The sequence below is a fragment of the Janthinobacterium sp. GW823-FHT06H09 genome (assembly GCF_058794735.1).
Map to the genome: position 1 here is coordinate 100,340 of NZ_JBXAHC010000005.1, position 26,781 is coordinate 127,120.

The 26,781-nt window shown below is 63.5% G+C and carries 24 protein-coding genes; 4 read left to right on the forward strand and 20 right to left on the reverse strand.

The genetic code is table 11. The annotated features are described in order from the left end of the window. Nucleotides 1-6 precede the first annotated feature (6 nt). From AC1Q6X_RS09610 to AC1Q6X_RS09660, 11 genes are all read right to left on the reverse strand, one after another. Nucleotides 7-1,059 carry a sugar phosphate isomerase/epimerase family protein gene (locus AC1Q6X_RS09610; protein WP_492496629.1) on the reverse strand — a complete coding sequence of 351 codons (1,053 nt, stop codon included), beginning with the start codon at nucleotides 1,057-1,059 and terminating at the stop codon, nucleotides 7-9. Nucleotides 1,060-1,152: 93 nt separating this feature from the next. Next, on the reverse strand, nucleotides 1,153-2,121 hold the full coding sequence (locus AC1Q6X_RS09615; protein ID WP_492496630.1) for a substrate-binding domain-containing protein: 969 nt from the start codon (nucleotides 2,119-2,121) through the stop codon (nucleotides 1,153-1,155). Between the two features lie 61 nt (nucleotides 2,122-2,182). Next, nucleotides 2,183-3,190, reverse strand: coding sequence for an ABC transporter permease (locus AC1Q6X_RS09620; RefSeq protein WP_492496632.1), 1,008 nt, complete (start codon nucleotides 3,188-3,190; stop codon nucleotides 2,183-2,185). Next, a complete protein-coding gene (locus tag AC1Q6X_RS09625) occupies nucleotides 3,171-4,658 on the reverse strand; it encodes a sugar ABC transporter ATP-binding protein (protein WP_492496634.1) in 1,488 nt (495 codons plus the stop codon). The genes AC1Q6X_RS09620 and AC1Q6X_RS09625 overlap by 20 nt, the downstream gene beginning before the upstream one ends. Next, nucleotides 4,658-5,683, reverse strand: coding sequence for a LacI family DNA-binding transcriptional regulator (locus AC1Q6X_RS09630; RefSeq protein WP_492496636.1), 1,026 nt, complete (start codon nucleotides 5,681-5,683; stop codon nucleotides 4,658-4,660). The genes AC1Q6X_RS09625 and AC1Q6X_RS09630 overlap by 1 nt, the downstream gene beginning before the upstream one ends. A 160-nt stretch (nucleotides 5,684-5,843) precedes the next feature. Beyond that, entirely contained in the window at nucleotides 5,844-6,440 is a 597-nt protein-coding gene (locus tag AC1Q6X_RS09635) for a hypothetical protein (RefSeq protein WP_492496638.1), read from the reverse strand. 28 nt (nucleotides 6,441-6,468) lie between these two features. Beyond that, entirely contained in the window at nucleotides 6,469-7,380 is a 912-nt protein-coding gene (locus tag AC1Q6X_RS09640; RefSeq protein WP_070219046.1) for a glycerophosphodiester phosphodiesterase, read from the reverse strand. Further along, on the reverse strand, nucleotides 7,355-8,995 hold the full coding sequence (locus AC1Q6X_RS09645; RefSeq protein WP_492496640.1) for a hypothetical protein: 1,641 nt from the start codon (nucleotides 8,993-8,995) through the stop codon (nucleotides 7,355-7,357). Before AC1Q6X_RS09645 ends, AC1Q6X_RS09640 begins: the two co-directional genes overlap by 26 nt. A gap of 1 nt (nucleotide 8,996) precedes the next feature. Beyond that, nucleotides 8,997-9,854, reverse strand: coding sequence for a hypothetical protein (locus AC1Q6X_RS09650; protein ID WP_492496642.1), 858 nt, complete (start codon nucleotides 9,852-9,854; stop codon nucleotides 8,997-8,999). Between the two features lie 28 nt (nucleotides 9,855-9,882). Further along, nucleotides 9,883-10,908, reverse strand: a complete 1,026-nt coding sequence (locus tag AC1Q6X_RS09655; RefSeq protein WP_492496644.1) for a hypothetical protein — start codon at nucleotides 10,906-10,908, stop codon at nucleotides 9,883-9,885. Next, entirely contained in the window at nucleotides 10,905-11,669 is a 765-nt protein-coding gene (locus AC1Q6X_RS09660) for a hypothetical protein (RefSeq protein ID WP_492496646.1), read from the reverse strand. Before AC1Q6X_RS09660 ends, AC1Q6X_RS09655 begins: the two co-directional genes overlap by 4 nt. A gap of 175 nt (nucleotides 11,670-11,844) precedes the next feature. Here AC1Q6X_RS09660 and AC1Q6X_RS09665 point away from each other — a divergent pair, with 175 nt between their 5' ends. The 4 genes from AC1Q6X_RS09665 to AC1Q6X_RS09680 all read left to right on the forward strand — a co-directional run bounded on the left by AC1Q6X_RS09665 (nucleotide 11,845) and on the right by AC1Q6X_RS09680 (nucleotide 16,218). Beyond that, nucleotides 11,845-13,233, forward strand: coding sequence for a caspase family protein (locus AC1Q6X_RS09665; RefSeq protein ID WP_492496648.1), 1,389 nt, complete (start codon nucleotides 11,845-11,847; stop codon nucleotides 13,231-13,233). Nucleotides 13,234-13,318: 85 nt separating this feature from the next. After that, nucleotides 13,319-14,143 carry a hypothetical protein gene (locus AC1Q6X_RS09670; RefSeq protein ID WP_492496650.1) on the forward strand — a complete coding sequence of 275 codons (825 nt, stop codon included), beginning with the start codon at nucleotides 13,319-13,321 and terminating at the stop codon, nucleotides 14,141-14,143. 31 nt (nucleotides 14,144-14,174) lie between these two features. Then, nucleotides 14,175-14,906 (forward strand): hypothetical protein, encoded by a 732-nt coding sequence (locus AC1Q6X_RS09675; protein ID WP_121670848.1) that lies wholly within the window; start codon nucleotides 14,175-14,177, stop codon nucleotides 14,904-14,906. A 46-nt stretch (nucleotides 14,907-14,952) separates the two neighbouring features. Next, nucleotides 14,953-16,218 carry a DUF6445 family protein gene (locus AC1Q6X_RS09680; protein ID WP_492496652.1) on the forward strand — a complete coding sequence of 422 codons (1,266 nt, stop codon included), beginning with the start codon at nucleotides 14,953-14,955 and terminating at the stop codon, nucleotides 16,216-16,218. A gap of 116 nt (nucleotides 16,219-16,334) precedes the next feature. On the opposite strand, the gene AC1Q6X_RS09685 is transcribed toward AC1Q6X_RS09680, so the two are convergent. The 9 genes from AC1Q6X_RS09685 to AC1Q6X_RS09725 all read right to left on the reverse strand — a co-directional run bounded on the left by AC1Q6X_RS09685 (nucleotide 16,335) and on the right by AC1Q6X_RS09725 (nucleotide 26,726). Then, nucleotides 16,335-17,276 carry a LysR family transcriptional regulator gene (locus tag AC1Q6X_RS09685; RefSeq protein ID WP_070219038.1) on the reverse strand — a complete coding sequence of 314 codons (942 nt, stop codon included), beginning with the start codon at nucleotides 17,274-17,276 and terminating at the stop codon, nucleotides 16,335-16,337. Nucleotides 17,277-17,369: 93 nt separating this feature from the next. Further along, entirely contained in the window at nucleotides 17,370-18,341 is a 972-nt protein-coding gene (locus AC1Q6X_RS09690) for a glycoside hydrolase family 43 protein (RefSeq protein WP_492496655.1), read from the reverse strand. 4 nt (nucleotides 18,342-18,345) lie between these two features. After that, nucleotides 18,346-19,320, reverse strand: coding sequence for a galactofuranose ABC transporter, permease protein YjfF (yjfF, locus tag AC1Q6X_RS09695; RefSeq protein ID WP_492496657.1), 975 nt, complete (start codon nucleotides 19,318-19,320; stop codon nucleotides 18,346-18,348). After that, complete coding sequence (locus AC1Q6X_RS09700; protein WP_492496659.1) at nucleotides 19,317-20,402, reverse strand: ABC transporter permease; 1,086 nt, start codon at nucleotides 20,400-20,402, stop codon at nucleotides 19,317-19,319. Before AC1Q6X_RS09700 ends, yjfF begins: the two co-directional genes overlap by 4 nt. Then, complete coding sequence (locus AC1Q6X_RS09705; protein ID WP_492496661.1) at nucleotides 20,399-21,940, reverse strand: sugar ABC transporter ATP-binding protein; 1,542 nt, start codon at nucleotides 21,938-21,940, stop codon at nucleotides 20,399-20,401. The genes AC1Q6X_RS09700 and AC1Q6X_RS09705 overlap by 4 nt, the downstream gene beginning before the upstream one ends. 9 nt (nucleotides 21,941-21,949) lie before the next feature. Further along, the gene (locus AC1Q6X_RS09710) at nucleotides 21,950-22,924 is read right to left on the reverse strand and encodes an ABC transporter substrate-binding protein (RefSeq protein ID WP_492496663.1); all 975 of its coding nucleotides are present in this window, start codon (nucleotides 22,922-22,924) and stop codon (nucleotides 21,950-21,952) included. Between the two features lie 160 nt (nucleotides 22,925-23,084). After that, nucleotides 23,085-24,110: an arabinan endo-1,5-alpha-L-arabinosidase gene (locus AC1Q6X_RS09715; RefSeq protein ID WP_492496665.1), complete on the reverse strand. Its 1,026-nt coding sequence runs from the start codon at nucleotides 24,108-24,110 to the stop codon at nucleotides 23,085-23,087. Between the two features lie 65 nt (nucleotides 24,111-24,175). Beyond that, nucleotides 24,176-25,726 (reverse strand): alpha-N-arabinofuranosidase, encoded by a 1,551-nt coding sequence (locus AC1Q6X_RS09720; RefSeq protein ID WP_492496667.1) that lies wholly within the window; start codon nucleotides 25,724-25,726, stop codon nucleotides 24,176-24,178. A 232-nt stretch (nucleotides 25,727-25,958) separates the two neighbouring features. Then, on the reverse strand, nucleotides 25,959-26,726 hold the full coding sequence (locus AC1Q6X_RS09725) for an SDR family NAD(P)-dependent oxidoreductase (protein WP_492496669.1): 768 nt from the start codon (nucleotides 26,724-26,726) through the stop codon (nucleotides 25,959-25,961). Nucleotides 26,727-26,781: the final 55 nt, after the last annotated feature.

Below are 26,781 nucleotides of genomic sequence, written 5' to 3' on the forward strand. Positions count from 1 at the left end.
GTCTCCCTATTTCAATCCCAACAAATGGTTGATCTGGCCCTGGTCTACGGCGCTGCCCGCGAAATCGTCGAACGCATGTTCGGCCACGTGGACGATGTGGTCACGGATGAAACGTGCGCCCTCTGCCGCGCCATCTTCCGGGTGTTTCAGACAGCATTCCCATTCCAGCACGGCCCAGCCGGGGAAGTCGTACTGCGCCATCTTCGAGAAAATCGCCTTGAAATCGATCTGCCCGTCACCGAGCGAGCGGAAGCGTCCAGCCCGGTCTTGCCAGTCGCCATAGCCGCCATACACGCCCTGGCGCCCGTTGGGCCGGAACTCCGCGTCCTTGACGTGGAAGGCCTTGATGCGCGCATGATAAATGTCGATGAACGCCAGGTAATCGAGCTGCTGCAGCACGAAGTGACTGGGGTCGTACAGAATCGATGCGCGCGGGTGGTCGTGGACGGCGGCCAGGAAACGCTCGAACGTCACGCCGTCGTGCAAGTCCTCGCCCGGATGCAATTCATAGCAAAGGTCCACGCCGGCCGCATCGAACGCGTCGAGGATGGGCAGCCAGCGCCTGGCCAGTTCCGCGAATGCCGTTTCCACCAGCCCGGCGGGGCGCTGCGGCCACGGATACAGATACGGCCAGGCCAGCGCGCCGGAAAACGTCACGTGCGCCGTCAGGCCCAGGCGTTGCGAGGCGGTGGCAGCCCACAGCAGTTGCTGCGTGGCCCAGGCCGTGCGCGCGGCAGGATTACCGCGTACTTGTTCTGGCGCAAAGCCGTCGAACAGCGCGTCGTAAGCGGGATGCACGGCGATCAGCTGGCCCTGCAAATGCGTCGACAGTTCCGTCACCTGCAAGCCGTGGCGCGCCAGCAGGGCGACCACGTCGTCGCAGTACTGCTGGCTGACAGCCGCCTGCTCCAGGTCGAACAAACGCGGCGCCGTCGGCAGCTGCAAGCCCTTGTAGCCCAGGCCGGCCGCCCATTGCGCCAGGTGCTCGAGCGAGTCGAACGGCGGCTCGTCGCCGAGAAACTGGGCCAGGAAAATGGCCGGGCCCTGGATGGTTTTCATGTCAATGTCCTGTTGGAGAAAGCCGGGGGCAGACCCTCAATGCCGCTAACGTAAAGGTCATTGCTGGCGGGCGAGGGGGTCTGACCCCATAATTTAAAAAGGCGAGTTCGGAAAGTAAAACTGCTTGGCGTTCTCGCGCGTGATCAGCACCGAGGGGATGATCGTGTTGGCCGGCAATTTATCACCTTTCAGGCGCGCTTCCGTCGTCAGCTTGATGGCGTCGTACATGAACTTCGGCGAGTAGGACACGTCGGCCACGATCAGCGGGTCGGAACCGTCCATGATCTTTTTCACCGCGCCTTTCGCGCCCGCACCGCCGAACACTTGCTTGATGTCCGTGCGCTTGGCTTGCGCGATGGCTTTCTGCACGCCGATGGCCATGTCGTCATCGGCGGCCCAGACGGCATCGATCTGTTTGAAACGGGTCAGATAATCCTGCATGACCTTGAAGGCATCGTCGCGGTTCCAGTTGCCGTACTTGGCATCCAAGACCTTGATATCGGGATGGCCCTTCATGACGGCGGAAAACGCGTCAAAGCGCTCGTTGTCCAAGGTGGTCGGCATGCCGCGCAGCACGACGATATTGCCCTTGCCATTCAAACTTTTCGCCAGATATTCGGCCGGCAGCTTGCCGAAGGCCGTGTTGTCGCCCGCAATGTACGCATCCTGCGACTGCGTGTTCGTCAAGCCGCGGTCCACCACCGTCACGTACACGCCCTTGTTCTTCACCTGCGCCACGGGCTGCGTCAGCGAGGCCGATTCGATGGGGAAGATCACCAGGGTGTTGATCTTGTTCACCGTCAACATATCCTGCAGCTGGTTCGCCTGTTCGGGCGCCGTGGCGGCCGTCTTGACGATGATTTTCACGCCAGGATGGGCTTTTTCCAGCTCCGCCTTGGCCTGGTTGGCCCACCACACGATGCCCGAGGTAAAACTGTGCGTGGCCGTGGGGATGGCCACGCCGACGACGAGCTTGTCAGCGGCTTGCGCCGGCCCCATCGGCAGCGCCCACGCCTGCATCACCAGCACTGCCATTCCTGCTACCCGTATAAAGCTCTTCATGCTGCTCTCCTCCAAGGTTGTGGGCGCCCGTTGGCCGCCCTTTCAGAACGCCGCTGTGTTTTTATTTGCGGCCTCGCTGCAGGAAGGCGACGGCGATGATCACCACGCCTTGTACTGCGGCATTCAGGTAGACACTGATGATGCTGGTCAAATTCAGGATATTGCTGATCACGGACAGCAGGATGGCGCCGATCACGGTACCGACGATGCGCCCTTCGCCGCCCTTCAGCGCCGTGCCGCCCACGACGACGGCGGCGATCGCTTCGAGTTCCCACAGCAAGCCCGTGGTCGGCGTGGCCGAGCCCAGGCGCGGCACGTACAGCACCGTGGCGATGCCCACGCAGATGCCCAGCAGCATGTAGGTGGCGATTTTGACCCTGTCGACGTTGATGGCCGCGTAGCGCGCCACTTGCTCGTTGGAACCAATCGCCTGCACGTGGCGGCCAAAGGTCGTACGGTTGAGGATGATGGCGCCGGCGGCGGCGACGAACAGGAAAATCCAGATCGGGATGGGCGCGCCCAGCACGCTCGTGTAGTAGACGGGGCTGTACAGCTCGGACAAGGTGGCGTCCAGGGTCAGTGCGCCGCCATCGGCCAGATACGTGAGCACGGCGCGGAAGATGCCCAAGGTGCCCAGGGTGACGATGAACGGTTCGATATTGCCCTTGCTGATCAATAAGCCGTGCATCAGGCCAAAGCCGGCACCGAGGATCAAGGCCATGGCGATGCCCAGCACCAGCATGGTGATCGGTGCCAGGTCGCCGCCCTCGCCTTGCGCCAGCGCATTCATGAAATAGATCATGCAACCGGCAATCAGGGCCGCCATGGAGCCCACCGATAAATCGATGCCGCCGGAAATGATGACGAAGGTCATGCCCACGGCGATGATGCCGATGAAGGCCGTGCGCGTAAGCACGTTCATCAGGTTGTCCACGGTGGCGAAGTCGCCATTGAGCAAGGTGCCCGCGATGCACAGAGATAACAAGCCCAGCACGGGGCCGAAGCCCTTGATGCGCGCGCCGAATCGGGAGATTGGGGATACGGTGGTGTCAGTGCGTGCCGGTTGCATGGGCAATCAACTCCTCTTCGGTCAGGTGGTCAGCAGACAGGGTGGCTTGCAAGGTGCCGGCGCGCATCACGGCGACCCGGTGGCACAGGCCGATCAATTCGATCAATTCCGATGAAATCACGATCACGGCGCGCCCTTCGGCGGCCAGGCGGTGGATCAGGAAGTAAATATCGCGCTTGGCGCCCACGTCCACGCCACGGCTCGGTTCATCGAGCACGACGACGCGGGGGTCCGAATGCAGGTATTTCGCCAGCGCCAGCTTTTGCTGGTTGCCGCCGGACAGCATGCGCGCGCGGCTGTCCAGGTCGCCCGTGCGGATATTGAAATCCTCGACAGCCCTGGCCAGCGCCTGTTTCTCGCCCTTCACGTCGAGCCACGGCCGCGCATAGCGCTCCATCGTCATCATCGTGAGGTTTTCGCGCAAGCCCAGGTTTACGTGCAGTCCTTTTCCCTTGCGGTCTTCGCTCAGATACGTCATGCCGTGCTGCATCGCTTGCCTGGGCGTGCGGATGTCCACGGGCTGACCATTGAGATGGATCGTGCCCGCGCTGCGCGGGCGCAGGCCCAGCAGCGCCTCGAACGATTCCGTGCGCCCCGCGCCCACCAGGCCCGCAAAGCCCAGCACTTCGCCGGCGCGCACCTCGAAGGACAAGTCCCTGGACCAACCCGGCACCGTCAGCCCCTCGACTTTCAGCAACACAGGAGCTTCTTTCGGCAGCGCCACCTTGGCGGGGAACATGTCGGACAATTCGCGCCCCACCATCAGGTTCGCCATCTGCTGACGCGTGAGGCTGGCCGTCGGCTCGCGCGTGACGAAGCGCCCATCGCGCATGACGATGACTTCGTCCGTGTTGCGTTCCACTTCGTCGAGCTTGTGGGAAATGTAGAGGATGGTGACGCCGTCCGCCTTCAGCTGCGCCATCACGGCGAACAGGCGCTGGGTTTCCGACGACGTCAGGGTGGCCGTCGGCTCGTCCATGATCAGGAAGCGGGCGCGGCGCGACAGGGCCTTGGCGATTTCCACCAGCTGTTTCTCGGCGACGATCAGGTCGCGTATTTTGGTGTCGGGCGACACGTCCAGCCCCACCTGTTTCAGATAGCGCGACGCTTCTTCGCGCATGGCCGCCTCGTCGAGCAGCCAGCCGCGCGTCTTTTCGTGGCCTAAAAACATGTTTTGCGCCACCGTCAGATGCTCGGCCAGGTTGAATTCCTGGTGGATCAGCACGATGCCGGCGCTCTCCGCCGCGCGCGAACTGGCGAAGCGCCGGGGCTGGCCATCGATCAGCAGCTGGCCTTCGCTCACGCTCTCGTAGCCGGCGAGGATTTTCATCAGGGTCGACTTGCCGGCGCCATTTTCACCCAGCAAGCCATACACGCGTCCGGGCGCCAGGGTAAAACTGACGCCATGCAAGACGCGCACGGGGCCGAAATCCTTGCAGACCCCCTCGAAACCGACGGCAACGCTCACTATGCACTCCCTCGCAAGACCAAGTTATGTTCCAGCAGCACGCCCGGCACGCTGGCTGCCGGGTTAGCCAGCCGCTGCAGCAGCAAGCGCGCCGCCGTCTCGCCCAGCTCGCGCATCGGCTGCGCGATGGTGGTCAAGCCCGGATCGATCTGCGCGGCGATGGCGATATCGTCGAAGCCGATCACGGCCACGTCTTCCGGCACGCGCTTGTTCAGCTGGCGCAGCGCGCTCAGCACGCCGATGGCCAGGGTGTCGGAGACGGCAAAGATGGCCGTCGGCGCATCGGGCCCCGCCATCATGCGCAACGTGGCGGCCGTGCCAGCTTCATAGTCGAGGCTTTGCACCGTGTGCACCCATTGCGGCTGCACGGGCAAGCCGGCAGCCGCCAAGGTGTCCAGATAGCCTTGCTGGCGTTGACGCGCGTACAGATAGCGTTCGTCAGAATTGATCAGGCCGATGCGCGTATGGCCGCGCGACAGCAGATGCGCGACGGCATCCGAGGCTGCCCGGTGGTTGTCGATGCCGACATAGGGCACGGCCACGCCGGGGTCGAATTCGCAGCAGGCCACCCACGGCAGGCTGACGGATTCATGCGACAGCGCATGCTGCACCGTGTCCGGGTCCAGGCAGATGGCGCCGTCGGCGCGGTGCATGCGCAGCAAGTCGAAATACGAGCGCTCGCGGCCCGCATCGGCGCCCGTGTCGCACAGCAATACAAAATAGCCGTGTTCGCGCGCCACCGTGTCGATGCCGCGCACGATCTGCGCATAGAAAGGGTTGCCCACGTCGGGCACCATGGTCAGCAGCATGCGGCTCTCGGCCGTGCGCAGGCTGCGCGCCAGGTGGTTCATGCGGTAGCCGAGCGCCGCCACGGACGCGAGCACCTTGTCGCGCGTGGGCGCCCGCACCCCTGCCTGCTCGTTCATCACACGCGAGACGGTGGCCACCGACACGCCCGCATGCGCGGCGACGGCGCTGATGGAAACGGTTTCTGTCGGCAAGGAAGACGGGACGGCTGGCGGCATGGGGCTTTTCACATAAATGTAATCGATTACATTTATAGGCCAGTCGCGCGCGCGATGCAAACATTATCGATGCTGCAATGCGCAAAAAACAGGCAGGAAAAGAGAAAAAACGGAGACCGAACGGGGATAAAAACGGCCCTGCGCGGGCCGTCTGACGCAGCTACTTCTGGACTTGGAAGGTGTTCTGCTGCACGGCAAAACCGGCGCGCACGGCGGACAGGGCCGCCACCCACAGGATCAGGCCGGCACCGAGGCAGCCGACGGGATGGATGGGGCCATGGCGCACGGTGAACGGATAGCCGATGGCCCACACGCACAAGGCCATGCCGATGGCCACATGGCGGCGCGCCTTGAACAGCCAGGCCAGCGGAAAGAAATGCAGGCCCACGATCAGAATGACGGCGGGAATGAACCACGCCTGCAAGCCCACGTTTTTCAGGACATTGCCGACGATGAAGATGGCGATCCATTGCCCCGCGTTCACGATATTGAACAGCCGGCCCGCGCGCTTCGCTTCCGGCGTCTGTTCCGCCGCCGCATGCGCGGCCCGGTAGCGGCTGAACTGGCGCCACGCCAGCATGAACAGCAGGACGGTGATGGCGGCAATGGGCAGCAGACGCAAAGGCTGGGCGCCATACGTCTGCACGCACCAGGCGGCAACCCACAGGCCGCCAAACACGGAAAAGAACATGGCGCCGATGGCGCTGCGGGCAATGGCGGCGGCAGGGTCGGTCTGTGCGGTCTGTGTCAGGGTCATGGCAGGGTCTCCCGGTCAATCAAAGTGATTACTTCATCATCGCGCAAAACGTTTCCGGATTGCCGTCAAGGATGACGCCGCTGGGCCAGCGGTGGCTGCGCTGCTGGGCGCGCAGCAGGGACGCGGCCAGGGCCGAGTCGCCGTCGACGGCATACACGAAGACGGGCATGTTCAGGCTGGCCGCATCGGCCAGCAAATTCGGATTGGCGTCGAGGCTGCGCGCGTCCACGTGCACGCCCGTGGGCATGCCGATCTGCTGCTGCACGCGCTGCAGCCAGGGCTTGTCCAGCTTGGGCGGACGGGCATTTTTCGCGATATAGCGGCTGACCCGGTTGGCGCCGGCCGCCTGCGCATTGCGCGCATCAAACACGAGCAGACCGAGGTAACCGTGCGGATCGGCGCGGCGCGCGCAAGCGAGGTTGTTCGGCACGCCCGAGGTCAAAAACCAGTTGCCGTGCTTGATGTTGGCGCGCAACTGCGCCACCAGCGTATTGATGGGCGCGCACGACGGCACGACATCCTTGATTTCCGCATTCAGGGTCTTGGCCGGGAACGCCGTGGCCAAGTCGGCCACATCGCTGACGAACGGCGGCGTTTCCGGCGTGGCCACGCCACGGTTCTTCATGCTGGCCGCGCGCCAGTCGTCGGCCGTCAATTGTTTCACGGTGCGGGGCGATCCCGTGTCGACGACCCGGCCCGTGAGCAGATCGTGGTGCACCACCCAGCTGCCGTCACCGAGCAGCTGCAAATCCGTCTCGACGCCGTCCCAGGTGCCGAAATACGTGTTGCGCAGCGCGCTCAGCGAGTTTTCCGGCGCATTGCCGGCGCCACGGTGGGCATGCACCTTCATGCCCAGGCAGTCGGCCTGGACGGCCGTGCTGGCCATGCACAGCAGCAAGGCCAGGGCGGCCGCCTTATTTCTTTTCCGGGTGATAACCATATTCGAGTCCCTGCAAAATATTGATGCGGATCGCTTCGTTGACGGGATAGCTGTAGCCCTGCCCCACCGCCACCACGTGCGTGATATTGGCCAGCAAGCCCTTGCCGGCGATTTGCCAGCGCGTGCTGTCGCCGTCGGCCTGGCGGTTCCAGTCCAGCATCTGGCGGAACAGCTCGCTCTTCGTGACATTGTTGTCCGACAGGGTAAAAATGCCCCAGGTTCCCAGGAAGGCGCCGGCCAGCACGCCCGTGGCGATCCACGCGGAACGGCGGCTCAGCTGGCCATCGGCGCCCGCCTGCTCGCCCCGGCGCGCCGCCAGCACCAGCAAGCCCACGGTGGCGATCAGGTACAGCAGTTTCGAAAAGTGGCCGATGGCGCCCAGGAGCGAAAAGAACAGGGCCACGGGCGGCACGATGGCCGCGCGCGCCGCTTCCTTGCCCTCCGCATAATACTTGCCATTCACTTCGAAGTCGCTGCGGCTGGCGCGGTACTCCACCAGCTTTTCCGCCGTCTGGCGCGCGGCGAACTGGTCGAACAGACGGCTGAACTCGGCGGGACTCGCATACGCGTCCTGCACCACGGCGCCCTTCGGCAGCCGCAAGCCCTTGCTCGCCTCGCTGCCGTCGCCGCCGTCCGGCCCGTCGCGCAGCACGGCCTGGATGCCGGGGCGCGCGACGAAGGCGGGGAAGGACAGGCCCGGCGGAATGCGGTCGCCCTTGATATTCAAGCCCTTGCCGGCCGCTTCCGACGCATAGCGGCGCTTGACGGCCAGGCGGAACGATAGCTGGTCGGCCGGGTGCCAGTTGGCCGACACGGGCACCTTTTTACGCACATTGTTGACCACGGCCGCCTTGCGCCGCGCCGGCACGGAATGCGGCTGCCAGCCGTGGCGCGACAGGCTTTGCCGGTAATCGTTCCACGCCGATTCCTGCTGCTGGCGCAAGCCCGCATCGTCGTCGGGAATGATACCCGAATACAATTTCCACTTGTCATGCACTTCGCCGATCGCTTGCTGGTACTTGTCGTAGTACCCGGCCGCGCCGCCTGCGATCTTGCGGACATTAAAGTTGATCAACTGTTCCTTGGCCGGCTCCATGCGCTCGTCGAGGTGGCCCACCGACACGGCCAGAAACGGAAACAGGGCGAGGAAAGCCTTGCCTTCGGGCTTGGCAAACAGGGTGGCATCGTCGACCAGGCCCTGCAATTGCAGGCTGCCGCCCACCAGCGAGCGCTGCATCAGGGTGGTGTTGAAGGCCAGGCGGCGAAATTGCGCATCGCGCGTTTCCACCAGCACCGTGACCGTCGTCTTCAGGATGCCGAATACGACCGCGGCCGTGGCGATGCAGCAAAAGATGATCTTTTTCCAGCTGGGGCCGCTGCCATTGTTCTTCAGCCGGCGGCGCCACATCAGTTGCAGCACCACCAGCGCGGCGGCGATGCCCGACAGGCTGCGGCCATAGAATTCCACGCCTTCCACGTCGTGCGGCTTGACGTCGCCGCCCACCACATCGAGCAAACGGGCATTGAAGCCCAGCTCGCAGCACAAATAAATGATCGTCAGGACGATCAGGATCAAGGTCTGCCGGATTTGCAGACTGCGCAGACTCGCGGCCATCTTATTTCCTCAGATCGATGACGACGGGCTTGATCTCTTCAGCCTGGAAGATCATCGGCGCGGACGCCGGCGCGGCACCGCGCGGGGCGGGCACGCTGATGGCGGGTGCCGCCGCCCTGGCCGGAGTTTCCTGGCGGCGCGGCTTGGCGCTGGCGCGGCTGCCCGCTTTCGGCGCGGCGGCCGGGGCCGATGCCGGGGCCGGGGGCGCGGGAATCACGCGGCCGCTGTCGCTGCCGCTGCCAGGCACGGTGGCGATGGCGGGGCCGGTAGCGCGCAAGCCGTCGTCGGCAAACGGCTGGGCGCGGGTATCGACGCCGGGCGGCACGGCCACGCTGGCGTTGAGCAGGCGGTTGTCCGTGTAGATCATGCGCGACAGGCGGTTGTAGTTGGGAAAGTCGATATTCAGCGATTTCGCGTCCGCCGCCAGTTCCACGCGGGGGCGGTCCTTGCAATTGCCCACCGTCCACTGCAGCACGTCCGTGCCCTGGAACGCCAGCACTTCATAGCGGTAGGCGCAGCCGCGCTCCTGCGTTTCCACGATCACCACGGTGCGCTCGCCCACGTTTTCCACGCGCGCCACGCGGGCCGTGATCGCGTTGGCCAGCGGCACGACGCGAAACGCCTGCGACAGCTTGATCGAATACTTGCCTTGCGGATCCTTGCGCAAGGTGCCTTCCGTGCCGTCGCGCAGGCGGAAGGTGGACAGCGGCGTGCCGAACAGCTCGGCCGTATCGAGGCCCATCATCACGCCGCCACGGCCGTTCGGCGTCATGGCGCAACCCGTCAGCAGGATGCCGGCGGCCACGCTCAGGGCCAGCTTGCGCCAGTGCGCGGATGCAAAATTCTTATACGTTGTCATGCTTGATAACTTTCTCTTATTTCAAGATTCAGGGATTGATGACGGCCAGCGGATTGCCCGGGCCTGGCGGCGGCAAGACTTTCTGGCGGTTGCGCGACAGCACGGTGAAGGCGCCCAGGGTGTCCGGTCCGGCGACGATTTCCAGCTGCTCGCGCTGCAGCCAGGTGCGGATCTCCGCTTCCGTCGCTTCGGCGCGGAACAGCACGCGCGTGCGCACGCCCGTCTCGACGCCGCTGCCACTGCCGCTGCGGAATTCCGCATTGCCGACGACAGCCTGATCTTTCGGCAGGAACAGCCACGCCGATTGCACCACCATCACGCTGGCGGCCACGGCCGTGACAATTTTCAGCCAGCGGTTCGCATTGGCTGCCTTGATTGGCGCCGCCTGTGGCGCGGCGGCATCGGCCGAAGCGATCTGCAACTGCTGCAAGCCCTGGCGCAGCAATTGCCGGTAGGCCACGCGGCCATCCTTGCCCAGCTCGCTCGACAGGGGCGTGCCCGTCAGCGCATAGCCGTCGCCAGGCAAGGCCACGCGGGCGATCACGCCGGGCGCCGCCGTGGCCCCATTGGAACGGCCATGCAGCTCCAGCCAGCGCGCCGCCTGCAGGCGCTCCTGGCTGAACACGCCCAGGCAGGCGCCCAGGTCCGTCACGGCCAGGGTCACGGGCATGTCGCACAACACCAGGCCCGCGCGGGGGTCGGCGGGCGCGTCGCGCTCCTCGACCACGAGGCCGCAGGCATCCGCATACGCCGCGTCCGGCGTGACGAGCCAGCCGCGCCAGCGCTGCCGCGTGCTGTCCCAGGCGTCAAGCAGCACGGCGCCAAAACCGGGAAGGCGCGCCAGCAGGTGGATCTGCCCGCCCGCGATGGGCCGCGCGGCCAGCGGCGCGGAATCGCTGCGGCGCTCGAAACGCTGCAGCAGGTGTTCCGGCACGGCAATGCCGCGCCAGTCGGGGGTAGTGCCCGCCACCTCGTCGTCCAGCAGTTCGGCGGAAGATGGGGGCGACGGCAGGCGCGCGGCAACGATGGCCAGCGAGGGCGTCAATGCGTTCATGCCGTTGGCCTTTCATCAGGGTTCGGGTGGGTGGACGCGGGGTCCATGTGCAGGGATAACGCGGCCACGCACAAAATATCCAAAACTATTTGCGCCGCCTGCATATCGCGCGCGGCCAGGGCATCGCCCACGCGCAGCTTGAGCAGGTTCAAGACCCAGCTGCCCAGCAAGGTGGCGCGGTGGGCCGGCTCGACCACCTGGCGCCCGGCGCTGGCGGGATCGCCCTTCTGCCGGTGCACGAGGCCTAATTTTCCGCCATGGTAATGCGCGGAAGCGATCTGCTCGGCCAATTCCTTGACGGGCATGCCGCCGCAGCCGCAATGGCGCAGCAGCAAGATCAAATCGTCGGGCAAGGTGGTGATGAACACGTCGGCCGCGGCGCGCACTTGCTGCGGCGTGAGCTGGTAGTCGCGCAGCGGTTCCGCATACGCATCGGGCGCGCGCAGCTCGCAGCCCTCTTGTGCATCGGCATCTTCGTCATCGCGCTGCTTGCGCAGCTGGTCGATGATGAAACGCTTGAAGTACAAAAACAGGGCACCGATGTGGTGGGGCGCGGCCTCGCTGTCGCCGTGCAGGACTTTTTCGATGAAAAACTGGTGGCGCAAGTCGGCCAGCGAGTCGCCGAGCGAGGCCGCCTCGCGCGGGCGGCACGGCGTCAGCGCGGCAATGACGCGCTGGTAAAACTCGCCCAGTTCGCCTTGTGTCAGCCGCTGGCGGCGCGTCCAGAAGTCATGAATCCGTTCAAATTGTTCCGATTGCAAAGCCGGTCCGATCGTGTGTTGGGCGGCACGCGCCACTGGCCGGCGGCGATACCCACCGTGCGCTGGCCAGACAAGAGAAACTTGTCAGTAAGGTAAAATGCATTTAGGCAATTTTCTCATATCACAGTAAAAATCGCTAACTTTTGTTACTTTCACGACAATCCCCGAGACCCTGATGCAACGCCTGATTTCCCTGTTTTTCAGCCTGTTCTTTTTACTGCTCAGCAACGTCGCGCACGCCGCCTTGCCGGCGGCTCCCGGCAAGCGCATCGCCCTGGTGATCGGCAACGCGGCCTATCCGCAGCCGTTGCTGAACCCCGTAAACGATGCGCGCGCCATGGCCGAGCGCCTGCGCCGCCTGGGCTTTGAAGTGCTGTTGCGCACGGACATCAATGCGCAACAGCTGCAAAAGGCGTCGGCCGAGTTTTCCACGCAGGCGCGCGGCGCCGATATCGCCCTCGTGTTTTACGCGGGTCACGGCGCCCAGGCGGGCGAAGCCAATTATGTGCTGCCGCTGGGCGCCAACATGAATGCGCTCAGCGCTGCCGCCATCGCCGCGCAGGGCGTGTCCGTGTCCAGCCTGGCGGGCGACCTGCAGCGCACGGGCGCGCGCGGCGCCGTGCTGATCCTCGACGCTTGCCGCCAGGAATATACGCGCGGCGGCGCCGTGATGGTCACTGGCGGCGGCAATGCGGCCAGCCACGGCTTTGCCGATACGCAAGCGCCACGCGGCGTGGTGATCGCCTATTCTGCCGGTCCCGGCGCCCTGGCGCGCGATTTCTGGTCGCCCGATTCGCGCAACAGCCCGTACACCAGCGCCCTGCTCGACGCGCTCGACGCGCCGGGCTTGCCCATGAGCGACGTCTTCTCGCAAGTGGCGGCCAGGGTCGCCACCATGACGCACGACGTGCAAAAACCGCGCGTGTCATTTGGCGAAACGTCGGCGCGCCTCGTGTTGAACATGGGCAGCGGCAAGGGCGTCAGCCAGCCTCCAGCCAGCGTGCTGGCCGGCGCGCAAGGACAGGGCGGCATGCGCGCACCGGTCCCGGCGCCTGCCCCAGCGGTGGAAAAGCCGGCCGCACCGGGGGCCAAGGTGTGGCCAGGCAATGTGCTGCAAGACATCAACCATGAAATCCGCATGCAGATCGCGGCACGGCCGTTTCCCCGCCAGCAGCTGGAAAAGCGCGCACGGGGCGGCGATCTGGTGGCGCTGACGGCGCTCGGCTACGGCATCGGCGGCGGCGATGCGGGCATCAAACAGCCGAAGGCGGGCATGCAGTGGCTGGAAAAGGCGGCCGCCAAGGATTTCCCGATTGCCCAGACCTACCTGGCCGAATTGCTGATGGTCAAGGGTGACCCGGCGTCATTGAAACGGGCGGGCGTGCTGCTGGACGCCGCCTCGCAAGCCGGCTACAGTCCCGCCCATGCGTATAAATTCGACCTGGCGCGGCGCACGGGCGCACCGCCGCAGGATGCGGCCCGCCATTTGCAAGACGCTTTCATGGGCTTGATGAAGGATTACCAGGGCGCCGCCAAGGACGTATTACAGCCACCGAAAAAATAATTGCAAATAATTTTGGATTTCCCTGAACTGCCCCCGTTATCCGTGGGTACATGCAATACAGCATGACAGTGACCAGGGAAATCTTATGCACACATCCAGCCCGGCAGCAACCATTACCACCGGCCAACGGGGCCGCATCCTCGCCTACCAAGCAAGCGGACAAGGTTCCGTCAGCGTGGCCGGCATCCAGCATGCCTTCGACGTGGCCACCCACTGGCGCTCGGACGTGGCGCCCGCCATCAACGCCGTCGTCGACGTGCGCTTCGACGACGTCGGCGGCCTCGCCACCGTCACGGCCATTCCCGCCCAGCAGCTGGCGCAGGAAGACATGGCCGGTGCCGCCAAGCTGGCGCGCGACAAGGGCCAGCAACTGTGGGGCCGGGCCGTCTCGGCGCTCGGCGTCAAGGTGCTGGGGGCTCTCGGCGTGCTGATCGCCGGCGCCTTCATCTTCAACACCATCGGCATCCGTTTGTTCGCCTCCGTCTCGCGCACCTATTGGCAGCTGCTGGGCCTGTCCGCGGACAGCCTGGAAAGCTTTGCCCGCGATGGCGGCAGCGGTTTTACCTCGGCCCAATTCTTCTTCCTGCTGGCCATTACCGCCTGCTGCGCCACCATGGCCAGCAACCACCCGAAAGCGGCGCTGGGCAAGTGCGCGCCGCTGCTGTTCATCGTCCTCCACAGCAGCTTGCTGTTCATCAAGATCAAGAGCGCCGTCAGCGACGCGGGCAACGCCATGGGCGGCATCATGGGCAGCCGCGCGGCCCGCATGGCCGAGCAGATGGCCAGCGAAATGCTGGGCCAAGTGTGGCAGGGACTCTCGTTCGGCATCGGCTTTTACCTGGTGCTGGCGGCCAGCATTGTCCTGGCCGCTTACGGCATCGGCGAATACAAACGTAAAACCATCGGCTAAGTCACCTCACACATTCACTAAAGGAAATATCATGAACCGTACCCTGCCCGCCCTGCTCGCCATCGCCGTGATCCTGTCCGCCTGCGGCAAGACCGACACCGCCACACCGGCCGCCTCCGCCCCCGTCGCCGCGAATGTCGCCGACATGGCCGCCAAGGCGCAAGTCAAGGCGGCCGCCGCAAGCCTGCCGCAAGCGGATGCTGCCACGCCAAACGCCAGCTATATCGACATCACCAGCGGCAACCAGCTGATGTACAGCTACATCGCCCTGTCCGGCGTGCCGCCCGACTACGCGGCCGTGGCGCAGCGCATCTCGCGCGAATATGCGGGCAGCAACGACGCCTTCCGCAAGCAGGAAGTGCTCGACGCGCTGAAACCGCAGATCGACGCCAAGGTCAATGAAGCGAAGACGAAGCGCTACCTGCGCTATCAGATCAACGGCCAGGGCGCGCTGTCGCCGTACGCGATGGACAAGGCCGCCTTCCCCGCCAAGTTCGCCGAAGCGGGCACGTATTACTACATGTACGACAACGGCGACTACAAGCTGGCATTTACCAACGGCGACGGCTACGCGCTGCTGAAAGTGGACCAGGAGGCGGCGCGCAAGATCGAGGCGGCGCGCAGCGGCTACAAGGATTTCGCCATCATCGTGTACGCCTACGCCCAGGAAGCGGACATGGCCAGCAACCAGGTCAAGGCCCAGATCGTCAAGGTGGCGATCAAGCTGAACGGGCAGGAAATTCCTGTCAGCCAGGCACTGTAGAACGAGCTCGGTTACACTGTTCGCCACATTGCATCGGGATACTGACATGGGCGAACAGACACTGGCGGAACAACAGCTGGCCAAGGGTCGGCAACTGCAGCAGCAAGGCAAGCTGATCGAAGCGATCAACGCCTACCAGGCCGCGTATCAACAAGACCCGGCCCTGGCCGAAGCGCAGCATTTCCAGGGCCTGGCGATGCTGGAACTGGGCCAGGGCGCCTTCGGCCTGGGCCTGTTGAAACTGTCGCTCAGGCAGCAGCCGGAGAACCCTCTGTTCCACTACAACCTCGGCAACGTGCTGCGCGGCACGGACAGCGAGGCGGCGCTGGCCAGCTACGCCATGGCGGCGCGGCTGGCGCCGCACGAACACGATTTCGCCATCAGCCATGCCGAATTGCTGATGGGGAAACAGCGGCTGATGGAGACCATCGCCGAACTGGAACGTGCCCACGCCCTGCGCCCCCAGCGCTGGCAAACCCTGCAGGGCCTGGCCGAACTGTATTACCGCACGGGACAGCAGGAACTGGCCTTGGCCCGCTATGCGCAAGCCCTGGCGCTGCATCCGGCGCTGGCGCAAACGTGCTGCATCGGCTTTGCCAGTCCGCAAGCGGAACAGGCAGAAACATTGACGCCGCTCAATGTCGCGGACACCCTGCACGATTTTATCCGTGAAACCGACCTGCACATCCTCGACGATTTCCTGCCCGATCCGGCCGCCTGGCGCGCGCAGGCGCTGGCGCTGCCGTTCGAGCAGCAGCGCTATGCGGGACAGAATTATCCGGGCAGCCAGACGGCGGGCCAGCCCAGTCAAGCCATCATGGAGCGCATCGCCACGGCGCTGGGCCGCCCCATCCGTTTTATTTCGCCCGACAACGGTTCGTATCGCCTCAGCTATGCGGACGCGATGGCGCGCACGGATATCCACGTGGACAACGAGACGGGCAACAATTTCAATTTCTATGCGGGCGTGCTGTATCTGAACCCGCCCGAGCAGTGCCAGGGCGGCACCACGTTCTGGCGCCACCAGCCCAGCGGCTGGTACCGGAGACTGCCCGAGGCGGACGTCAAGGCGGGCGGCTACGCCAGCTTCAAGGATTTCCAGAAACGCTGGCTGCCGAACAGTAAAGTACAGAAATTCAACGATTTACAGGAACAGCGCGACAGTTGGCAAGCCCTGCTGGAAGTGCCGATGCGCCATAACCGGTTGATCGTGTACAAGGGGCACTACTTTCACTCGATCAGCAATGTGTTTGGCGACGCGCCGGAAAATGGACGATTGGTGCAGCTGTTTTTCTTTGAGGTGCCGGATTAGGCGTAACGGGCAATTGTCGGATTACGCCCTGCGGGCTAATCCGACCTACCAGTCACCGGACCATGCGTAGGTCGGATTAGCGCAAGCGCGTAATCCGACACAACCACCGCCTCGGGTCAATACATGTCGGCGGCCGTCGCCCGTACCGCTTTCAACAGCATATCCGCCCCCGGCGACAGCAAATGATCCTGCTGGCGGATGATGCCGAACGCATCCATCTTGCACGGCAACTCGATGGGCAAAATGCTCAGCACGTTCAGCGACTCATAGTAATGGGCGACTTCCGTCGGCATCACGTGCAGCGAGTCCGTCTGCTGCAGCAATGACGTGATCAAGAGCAAGGCGGTCGTGTCGACCACGTCGACGGGCGGCTCCAGGCTGGCGCGGCGGAACATCATGTCGAAACGGTGGCGCAGGATGCTGCCTTGCGGCGGCAATATCCACGGCTGGGCCGCCAGGTCCTTCAATTGCAGATTCTTGCGCGACAGCAGCGGGTGGCCATTGCGCGCCACGGCGCTGGCCGGCTCTTCCGTCAATTCTTCATAGATGAGGCCGGCGCTGCTTTCCTTTTCCAGGATGCGCCCGATCATGAAATCCAGGGTGCCGTGCTGCAGCATGTCCATCAGGGTGTTGCTGTGTTCCAAATGCACGCCGATGCGCATCAGCGGCGCCTGCTGCTTGATGCGGGCAATCGCGCGCGGCAGCAAGGCCATGGCCGGCGTCATGATGACGCCCACTTCCACCTGGCCCGTCAGGCCTGATTTGAGTGCGACGATGTCGTCATGCGCCAAGGACAGGCTCGTCAGGGCCATGCGCGCGTGGCGTATCATCGTTTCGCCGTAGATGGTCGGCTCCATGCCGCGCGGCAACCTGTCGAACAGGCGCACGTCCAGCATCTCTTCCAGGTCCTTGATTTGCTTGGACGCGGCCGGCTGCGTCATGTGCAATTCTTCCGCCGCGCGATGGATGTTGCGCTGCTCGTCAAGGGCGATCAACAGCAGCAATTGCCGCGTCTTCAGGCGGGCTCGCAAGAACCAGTTGGGGTTGAGGGTATCCATGAATAAATCATATCATGATCGATATCAGTTTTAACTCAATATCGATATTCCAGATATCGGTTTGTCTCCTTTTTGAGCGTCGTCAACGAGCGGTCACGATGCCTTGCAGGCGGCGCTCGGGTTGGCGGCCGGGCCAGCCGTTTGCTGGATGAATTCGATCGTGCCGTCCGGCTTGTATTTCAGCTCTTCCACGGCCACGGAGCGCCGGTATTCTCCGCCGCCGGGCAACTTGTCGTTGTGATAGAAGATGTAGGACTTGCCGTTGAACTCGATGATGGCCTGGTGGATGGTTTTCACGACGGCATTCTTGTCCATGATGGTGCCGCGGAAATGCCACGGCCCCGTCGGCGTTGGTCCCGTCGAGTACGCCGTTTCTTCGGGGAAGTTGCGCGAGTACGACAGGTAATACGTGCCCGCATGCTTGTGCATATAGGCCGCTTCCGTGAACGCATCCATGCCGAAGGTCAAAATCGGGCCATCGAGCTCCGTCATGTTGGCCTTGAGCTTGGCGTATTTCAAGACCGTGTTGCCCCAATAAATGTAGGCCTGGCCATCCGTATCGATGAAGACGGCCGGGTCGATGTCGTCCCACGGGATCGCCGTCTGCTTCGTCATGTCATTCGTGATCAGGGCGCTGCCGCGCGCGTCGACGAAGGGGCCGGTCGGGCTGTCGGAGACGGCCACGCCGATGGCCTTGCCGGGAATGGTCTTGTGGTCGACGGTCGAATAGAAATAGTATTTGCTGCCGCGCTTGACGATGTCGCCCGCCCACGCATCCTTGCCGGCCCAGGCAAAAGTGGAAAAGCGCACGGGCGAGCCGTGGTCGGTCCAGTTCGCCATGTCGCACGAGGAATACACGCGCCATTCGTTCATCCGGTAATCCGTATCCGTGGCGCTCGCTTCATCGTGACCCACGTACAGGTACACCCTGCCATTGTCGACCAGCGCGGCCGGATCGCCCGTGTAGATATTTTTCACGATGGGGTTGGCCGCCTGCGCGCCGCATGCCGCACAGGCGAGCACCGCCGCCATGCCAATGGCGGCACGTGTGTGTTGCTTGAACATCAGATTAACTCCCGTTGGTATTTTTCTGGCCCATGGCCATCAGTCTTTGCACGACGCAAAAGACGAACAGCAGGCCGCCGATGACGATCTTGGTCCACCACGAACTGAGCGTGCCGTCGAAGGCGATCAGGGTCTGGATGGTGCCCAGCACCAGCACGCCGGACAGGGCGCCCGCCACATAGCCGTAGCCGCCGCTGAGCAGGGTGCCGCCGATGACGACGGCGGCAATCGCGTCCAGTTCCGTGCCTTGCGCATGCAAGCCATAGCCGGACAGCATGTAGAACGAAAACAGCACGCCGCCGAGCGAAGCACAAAAGCCGCTGAAGGCATAAATGAAGACCTTGGTGCGGCCCACGGGCAAGCCCATCATCAGGGCCGACTGCTCATTGCCGCCGATCGCATACACGGCGCGGCCGAACGGCGTGGCGTGCGCCAGCCAGATGGCCAGCAGCAGGGTCAGCACGGCGATGACGACGCCGGGCGAGACGAAGCCGCCGAGAAAGCCCAGTTGCGTCTGCGACATGGCGACGAACAGCGGATCGGCTATGGTGATGGAGTTGATGCTGATCAAATAGCACAGTCCGCGCGCCAAAAACATGCCGGCCAAGGTGACGATGAAGGGCTGCAACTTGAAATAATGGATCAGCGCGCCCATGCCGGCGCCAAACACGGTGCCCAGCGCCAGCACGGTGACGATCACCAGGAGCGGCGGCCAGTGCGCCACGTTCAGCAGCCAGGCGGCGATCATGGTCGACAGGGCCAACACGGAACCGACGGACAGGTCGATGCCGCCGGAAACGATGACGAAGGTCATGCCGACGGCGATCACCAGCAAAAAGGCGTTATCGATCAACAGGTTAAAGACCACTTGCGTCGACAGCAGGCCCGGGTAGGCGGCGCCGCCCAGGCCCAGCATCACCACCAGCAGCAAGACCGTGACGAGCGAGGTGAAATACGGGGTGTGCAGCAAGCCCTTCATGCTTTTCTCCGATGCAGCAATTGCTTGAATTCCGACGATTGCGACAGGCAGACGAGGAAGACGACGACCGACTTGACGACCATGTTGACTTCCGGCGGCACACCCAGCGAATAGATGGTGTAGGTCAGGGTCTGGATGATGAGCGCGCCGATCATGCTGCCGACCAAGCTGAACTTGCCGCCAGCCAGGGACGTACCGCCCAGGGTCACGGCCAGGATGGCGTCGAGTTCCAGCATCAGGCCCGCGTTGTTCGCGTCGGCGCTCTTGATGTTCGAGCTGATCATCAGGCCCGACAGCCCCGCGCAGGCGGCGCAAAACACGTAGACGAAGAAGATCAGGGTCGCCGTCCTGATGCCGGCCAGGCGCGCGGCGACGGGATTGATGCCGACGGCCTGGATGAACAGGCCCAGCGCCGTCTTGCGCATCAGCACGGCCGTGATGAGGAACACGGCAGCGACGAGAAACAGGGAAAACGGCAAGCCGAACAGGTAACCGCTGCCGATGAAAAAGAACGGCTGGTAGTAGACGGTGACGATTTGCCCATCCGTGAGCAATTGCGCCAGGCCGCGCCCCGCCACCATCAGGATCAGGGTGGCGACGATGGGCTGCAAGCCGAGACCGGCCACCAGCACGCCATTCCAGGCGCCGCACAGCAGGGCCGCGCCCAAGGCCGCCGCCAGGGCCCAGCCCATGGGGATGTTGCTCACGTAGGTCGGCACGCCGTTCTCCATCACCATGCTGCCGCCGATCAGCATGGCCGCCACAGTGCCGGACAGGGCCACGACGGCGCCCACGGAAATGTCGATGCCGCGCGTGGCGATGACCAGGGTCATGCCCAGCGCGGCCAGCATCAGCGGCGCGGCGCGGTTGACGATGTCGATCACGCTGCCGTACAGGTGGCCATCGCGCACTTCCAGATGGAAAAAGCCGGGGATGGCAAAAAGATCGACCAGCAGCAGCAAGCACAGCGCGGCCAGGGGCCGGCTCAGGGGGTGGTGTAAAACGGTATGCACAATGGAAGAATCCGTGGTGGCAGCCGCCCGCGCCGCAGGGGCGGCGGGCGACGGTGTGGTCATGCTCATGCTGTCTCTCCGGCAATCACTTGCAGCACGGAACTGTCATCGAGCTCGCCGCGCGCATAGTCGCCGCACGCCTTGCGGTCGCGCATGACGACGATGCGGTCGCTGCAGCGCAGCACTTCGGGCAATTCGGACGAGATGAACAGAATCGCCATGCCCTTGCGGCACAGCTTGCTGACATAGCTCATGATTTCCTGCTTGGCGCGCACGTCGATGCCGCGCGTGGGTTCGTCGAGAATCAGCATGGCGGGCGACGTCACCAGCCAGCGCGCCAGCAAGGCCTTCTGCTGATTGCCGCCCGACAGGCTGCCGATCGGCGTCTCGATGCTGGCCGTCTTGATGCCCAGCGCCTTCACATATTCGTCGGCCAGCGCCTGCTGGCGTTTGAACGGGATGGCGCGCAGCAAGCCTGTACGGGCTTGCAAGGCCAAAATGATGTTTTCGCGCACGGACAGCGACAGGATCGCGCCCTCGTGCTTGCGGTCTTCCGAGCAGAAACCGATATCGCGGGCAATCGCGTCGCGCGGCACGGCGAACTGGCGCGGCTGGCCTTGCATGGTGATCGTGCCCGAGTCCGCCTTGTCGGCGCCGAACAGCAAGCGCGCCAGTTCCGTGCGGCCTGAACCGAGCAAACCCGCCAGGCCCAGCAATTCACCCTGGCGGATGTGGAAATCCATGGGCAGCAAGGCGCCCTTGCGGCCCAGTCCTGTTGCTTCCAGCACAGTCGGGCCGAAGCTGGCGGCGCCCGCTTCTTGCGCCAGATCAAGCTCTTGCGCCACGGTATCGGCCGCCACGCCGATCATCTTGTTCACCAGCGCCAGGCGCGACAGTTCGCTGCACGCGTATTCGCCTTCGCGCTCGCCGTTGCGCATGACCGTGATGCGGTCGGAAATGGCGTAGGTCTGGTCGAGGAAGTGCGTCACGAACAGGATCGCCATGCCCTGCTCGCGCAGGCGGCGCAGCACGGAAAACAGCAGATGGACTTCCGCCTCGTCCAGGCTGGACGTGGGTTCGTCGAGGATCAGCACGCGGGCAGAAATGTTCAGCGCGCGCGAAATGGCCACCATTTGCTGGATGGCCAGCGGAAAGCTGGACAATTGCGCGGTGACATCGATATCGATCTGCAATTGCTGCAGCAAGGCACGCGCCTGCTGCTGCATGGAACGCCAGTCGATGGCCCCGAAGCGGCGCGGGTAGCGGCCGATAAAGATGTTTTCCGCCACCGACAGGTTCGGACACAGATTGACTTCCTGGTACACGGTGCTGATGCCGAGCGCCTGCGCGTCCGAGGTGGAGGCGGGGGCGATGGGCTTGCCTTCAAACAGAATCTGGCCGCTGTCGGGCGTGTAGACGCCCGTCAGCACCTTGATCAGCGTCGATTTCCCGGCGCCGTTCTGCCCCATCAAGGTGTGCACTTCGCCCGGATACAGGCGCAGGGCAACGTCGCTGAGGGCTTTGACGCCAGGAAAGGACTTGCTGATGCCGCGCAACTCCAGCAAGGGAGCTGGCGCGGCGTTGTGTTGCGCTTGCGTATTCATCATGCGGCAAGCTTAGTACTTACGGTTCGGGAATTCCTTGGCGGCCACCTCGGCAGGGAACACGCCTTCCACCGTCGTGATGCGCGCCGGCACGGGCTTGCCGGCCACCACGTCGCGGGCGATCGACATCAATTGCGGGCCCAGCAGCGGGCTGCATTCGACGGTGACGTTCAGCTTGCCGGCGATCATGGCTTCGAACGCGCCTTTGACGCCATCGATCGAGATAATGATGATGTCCTTGCCCGGCTTTATGCCCGCTTCTTCGATGGCCTGGATGGCGCCGATGGCCATGTCGTCATTGTGCGCGTACAGCACGTTGATCTTCTTGCCTTCCGCCTTGAGGAACGCTTCCATCACTTCCTTGCCCTTGGCGCGCGTAAAGTCGCCCGTTTGCGAACGGATGATCTTCATCTTCGGATTCTTGCCGATGACTTCCTGGAAGCCTTCCTTGCGGTCGATGGCGGGCGCGGAACCGACCGTGCCCTGCAGCTCGACGATGTTCAGTTGCGCGTCCGGGGTTTTCTTGGCATAGTCCAGCAGCCATTGGCCGGCGCGGCGGCCCTCTTCCACGAAATCGGAACCGATGAAGGTCACGTACAGCGATTTATCGGCCACGTTGACGGCGCGGTCCGTCAGGATGACGGGAATCTTGGCGGCCTTGGCTTCGCGCAGCACCGTATCCCAGCCCGATTCCACGACCGGCGAGAAGGCGATCACGTCGACCTTTTGCGCGATGAACGAGCGCAGGGCCTTGACCTGGTTTTCCTGTTTTTGCTGCGCATCGGCAAATTTCAGGGTGACGCCATCTTTCTTGGCCGCCTCCTTGATGGAGACGGTATTGGCGGTGCGCCACTCGCTCTCGGCGCCTACCTGCGAAAAGCCCATGACGAGGGGCTTGGCGGCAAACGCGGACGAGGTAGCGAAGGTGGTGGCGGAAGCGGCCAGCAGCATGGCGCTGGCGAGGAGTGTGCGGCGTGTCAATTTCATTCTTGTCTCCAGTTTTTTTTGGAATACCATCACAGCCGGATGCCGGATGGGCGGTTTTTTATGAACCCATGGTAGGAGAAAGCAACATAGCCATCCAATCAATTCTTTTTCGCTTGCGATACCGATTTGCGTATCACCTGCCGCCCATCCCCTGGTCCGCTTACCGTTTGGCGGCCGGCAATTCGCGGCTCTGGTAGCGGTTCAAGTCGCGCGGGTCCACCTGCGGCCAGCCGTCCTTGTCCCACGTCATGGGCAAGATCTTGAGCTTCTGCAAATAGTTATCCGCCGTCTCGTAGGCGTGCAGCACCAGGTAATCCTTGCCGTCAAACGTGTAGGCGCTGTTGTGGCCCAGGCCCCGCCAATCCTTGTCGCCTTTCAAGACCACCGTGCCGCCGCCCTGCGCCATGTCGCGGCCATCCTTGTCCAGATACGGCCCCGTCACGCTTTTCGAACGGCCCACGGTCAGGTGATACGTGCTTTTTTCCTTCTGGCAGCACAAGCCCCAGGAGACGAACAGGAAGTATTCATTGCCGCGCTGGAAGATGAACGGCGCCTCGATTTCCTCTGGCGCGGGCTTGAATTCGCCCGCCCGTGGCGGCAGCGGCACGCGGCGCGCCAGCGAATGCCACTCTTGCGGTTCCGCAATGGTTTTCCAGTCGGCGTTGAGTTTCACCAGTTTGATGCCGTTCCAGAACGAGCCGAAGGCCATCCACGGCGTGCCCTTGGCATCGGTGACGATGTTCGAGTCGATGGCATTCCACTCGTCGCGCTCGGGCACCGATTGCAGCAGCATGCCCTGGTCGACCCAGCGGTAATCGGGCGAGCGGGGATTCAAGGTGGTATTGACGGTCACGCCGATGCCGGACGTGTTCTTGCCGAAGCCGGACACCGAGTAGTACAGGTAATATTTGCCGTCATGGAACTGGACATCGGGCGCCCAGATATGATCGTCAAACGACGGTGCGGCCGTCTTGGCCCAGGTCGGCTGGCCCGCGAAGACGCGCCCTTCCGGCTGCCAGTCGCGCATATTCTTCGAGCTGTAGAAGGTGATGCCGGGACCCGTGCTGTACAAATAATACGTGTCGCCTTCCCTGGCCATCACGGGGTCGTGCACGCTGACCTGGGCCGCCTGGACGGGGCTGAACGCAAGCATGGCCGCCAAGGCCATCATTGTCGAAAATTGCATCGTGTTCTCCACATGGCCAGCCGGCCCGTCATGCGGGCCGGCTGGATACCTCAAAATTGGCAGGTTTATTCGACCGCCACCACCACCACCGCCTTGGCGGGCACCGACACGGTCAGCTTGCCGCCTTGCGCCTGGGCATTGAACGCCACCGGCTGCACGGCTTGCGGTTGCGCAAAGCTGTTGACGGCATCCATCTTGCCTGCGGTCAGCACGCGGCCCGTGACCTTGGCCGCCGGCTTGCCGGCCAGCGCCACGCTGACGTCGACGGCCTTGTGCGGATTCGTGTTGACCAGCGACAAGTACACCTTGCCATCCCTGGCGCGCGCGGCCGAGGCGCTCACTTCAGGAATGCTGACCTTGCCCAGGCTGTACTTGCCGTTGCCTTGAATAGCGACCGGCAGCGAAGTGGCGTCCTGGAAGGGCACATACATTTCAAACGCGTGATACGTAGGCGTGAGGAAATATTTATCCTTGTCCGTGATGATCATCGCCTGCAGCACGTTGACCATTTGCGCGATATTCGTCATGCGCACCCTGTCCGCGTGGGCATGGAAGATATTGAAGTTCAAGGCGGCCACCAGCGCGTCGCGCAGGCTGTTTTGCTGGAACAGGAAACCCGTGTTGGTGCCCGGCTCCACGTCGTACCAGGTGCCCCATTCATCGACGTACAGGCCCGTCTTTTTCGACGGGTCGTTCTTGTCGATGGCGGCGAGATTGTTCTTGATCAAGCTATCGATGCGCAGGGTACGGCTCAGGGTGGAAATCCACTCATTTTCGCCAAAGCCCGTGGCGGCGCCCTTCTTTTCCCACACACCGGTCGGCACCGTGTAGTAGTGGAAACTGATGGCATCCATCATGTTCGGCTTGATCTCGCGGCTCAGGGTGCTGGACCAGCTGGTGTCGTCGTCATTGCCGCCGCTGGCGATGAATTTCGGGCGCGCGCTTTCCGGCGTCTTCATGAAGGTGTGATAGTGCTTGTACAGGTCGGCATAGTACTGCGGGCGCATGTTGCCGCCGCAACCCCACGCTTCATTGCCGATGCCGAAATAATCGACCTTGTACGGCTGGGCGCGGCCATTCTTGCGGCGCAGTTCGGCCAGGGTCGATTTGCTGTCCGAGGTCATGTATTCGAGCCACTCGGACATTTCCTGCGGCGTGCCGGAACCGAGGTTGCCGTTGATATAGGTCTGCGCGCCCAGCAACTCGGCCAGGTCAAAGAATTCATGCGTGCCGACGGCGTTCGACTCTTCCACGCCGCCCCAGTTGGTGTTGACCTTGGTCGGGCGCTGGGCGCGCGCGCCGATGCCGTCCTTCCAGTGGTATTCATCGGCAAAACAGCCGCCCGGCCAGCGCACCAGGGGCACGTGCAACTGTTTCAGCGCGCCCAGCACGTCATTGCGCCAGCCCTTGGTGTTCGGAATGCTGGACTCCGGCCCCACCCACATGCCTTCGTAGATGCCGGTGCCCAGGTGTTCGGCGAACTGGCCGTAGATGTTCTTGTTGATCACGGAACCGGGCCTGGCCACGTCGATGGTGACATTGACGGGCGCGGCAAAGGCGCTGCCGACGGCCATGGCCAGGCTGAGGGCCACGATGCTGGTATGGATGAATTTCATGCTGTCTCCTGTTTTTTAGTGAAAAGCAAGGGCCGGGATCAACCCCGGCAAAATCTGGATGTAGCGATGCCTCTCCTGCCGCGGGGTTGGGGCGGCAGGAGCGGTGCTGCAATGGAGGTAGCGGTTTGGCCGCGGATCAGTCCGCAGCCGACAAAACGCCCAGGGCTAGGCGCAGCGTCGAAGACAGTACGCTAGTACGGCGAGACGCTGCAACAACGCCCTGGACGTTTTGTCAGACCCAGCCAGCGTCGACGATGAATTCCTGACTGGAGCACATCGCGCCATCGTCGGAGGCAAGGAACAACACCATGGCGGCGATGTCCTGCGGCATCAGTTTATTGGGCAAGCACTGGCTTTTCTTGATTTCCACTTCCGCCGCGTCGTCGACCCACAGGTCGATCTGGCGCTGCGTCATGACCCAGCCGGGCGTGACCGTGTTGACGCGGATATTGTGAGCGCCGTAATCGCGCGCCAGGCCCCGCGTGAGGCCCACGACGGCCGCCTTGGTGGTGGCGTACACAGGATAGCCGCCCGACTTCATGTGCCAGGAAATCGAGCTGACGTTAATGATGGAACCGCCGCCCTTGCGCTTCATGCCTTCGAAGACGGCCTGGCAGGTGAAGAACATGGGACGTTGATTGATCGCAATGCGCTCGTTCCAGTATTCCAGGGTGACGTCCTGCGCCTGGTGGCGCTGGTCATTGGCGGCATTGTTGACGAGGATATCGAAGTCGCCCAGCTTCTGCGCCAGTTCCGCCATGACGGCTTGCAAGGATGGAATATCCGTGATGTCGCAATAGCGGAACAGGGGCGCCGTCATGCCCGCTTCAGCCAGGCGGCGGCACAGGGCCTCGCTCGCTTCCACGGCGATGTCGACAAACGCCACCAGCGCGCCCTGGGCGGCAAACTCCGCCACCAGGGATTCGCCGATGCCGCTGCCGCCGCCCGTGATGAACACGCGCTTGCCCTGCAAGCTGCCATATTTCGCCAATTGCTTCATCTTGTCTCCGCCTGTTTATTTTTATGTACACGTGCACCACAGCGTACCGCATTCG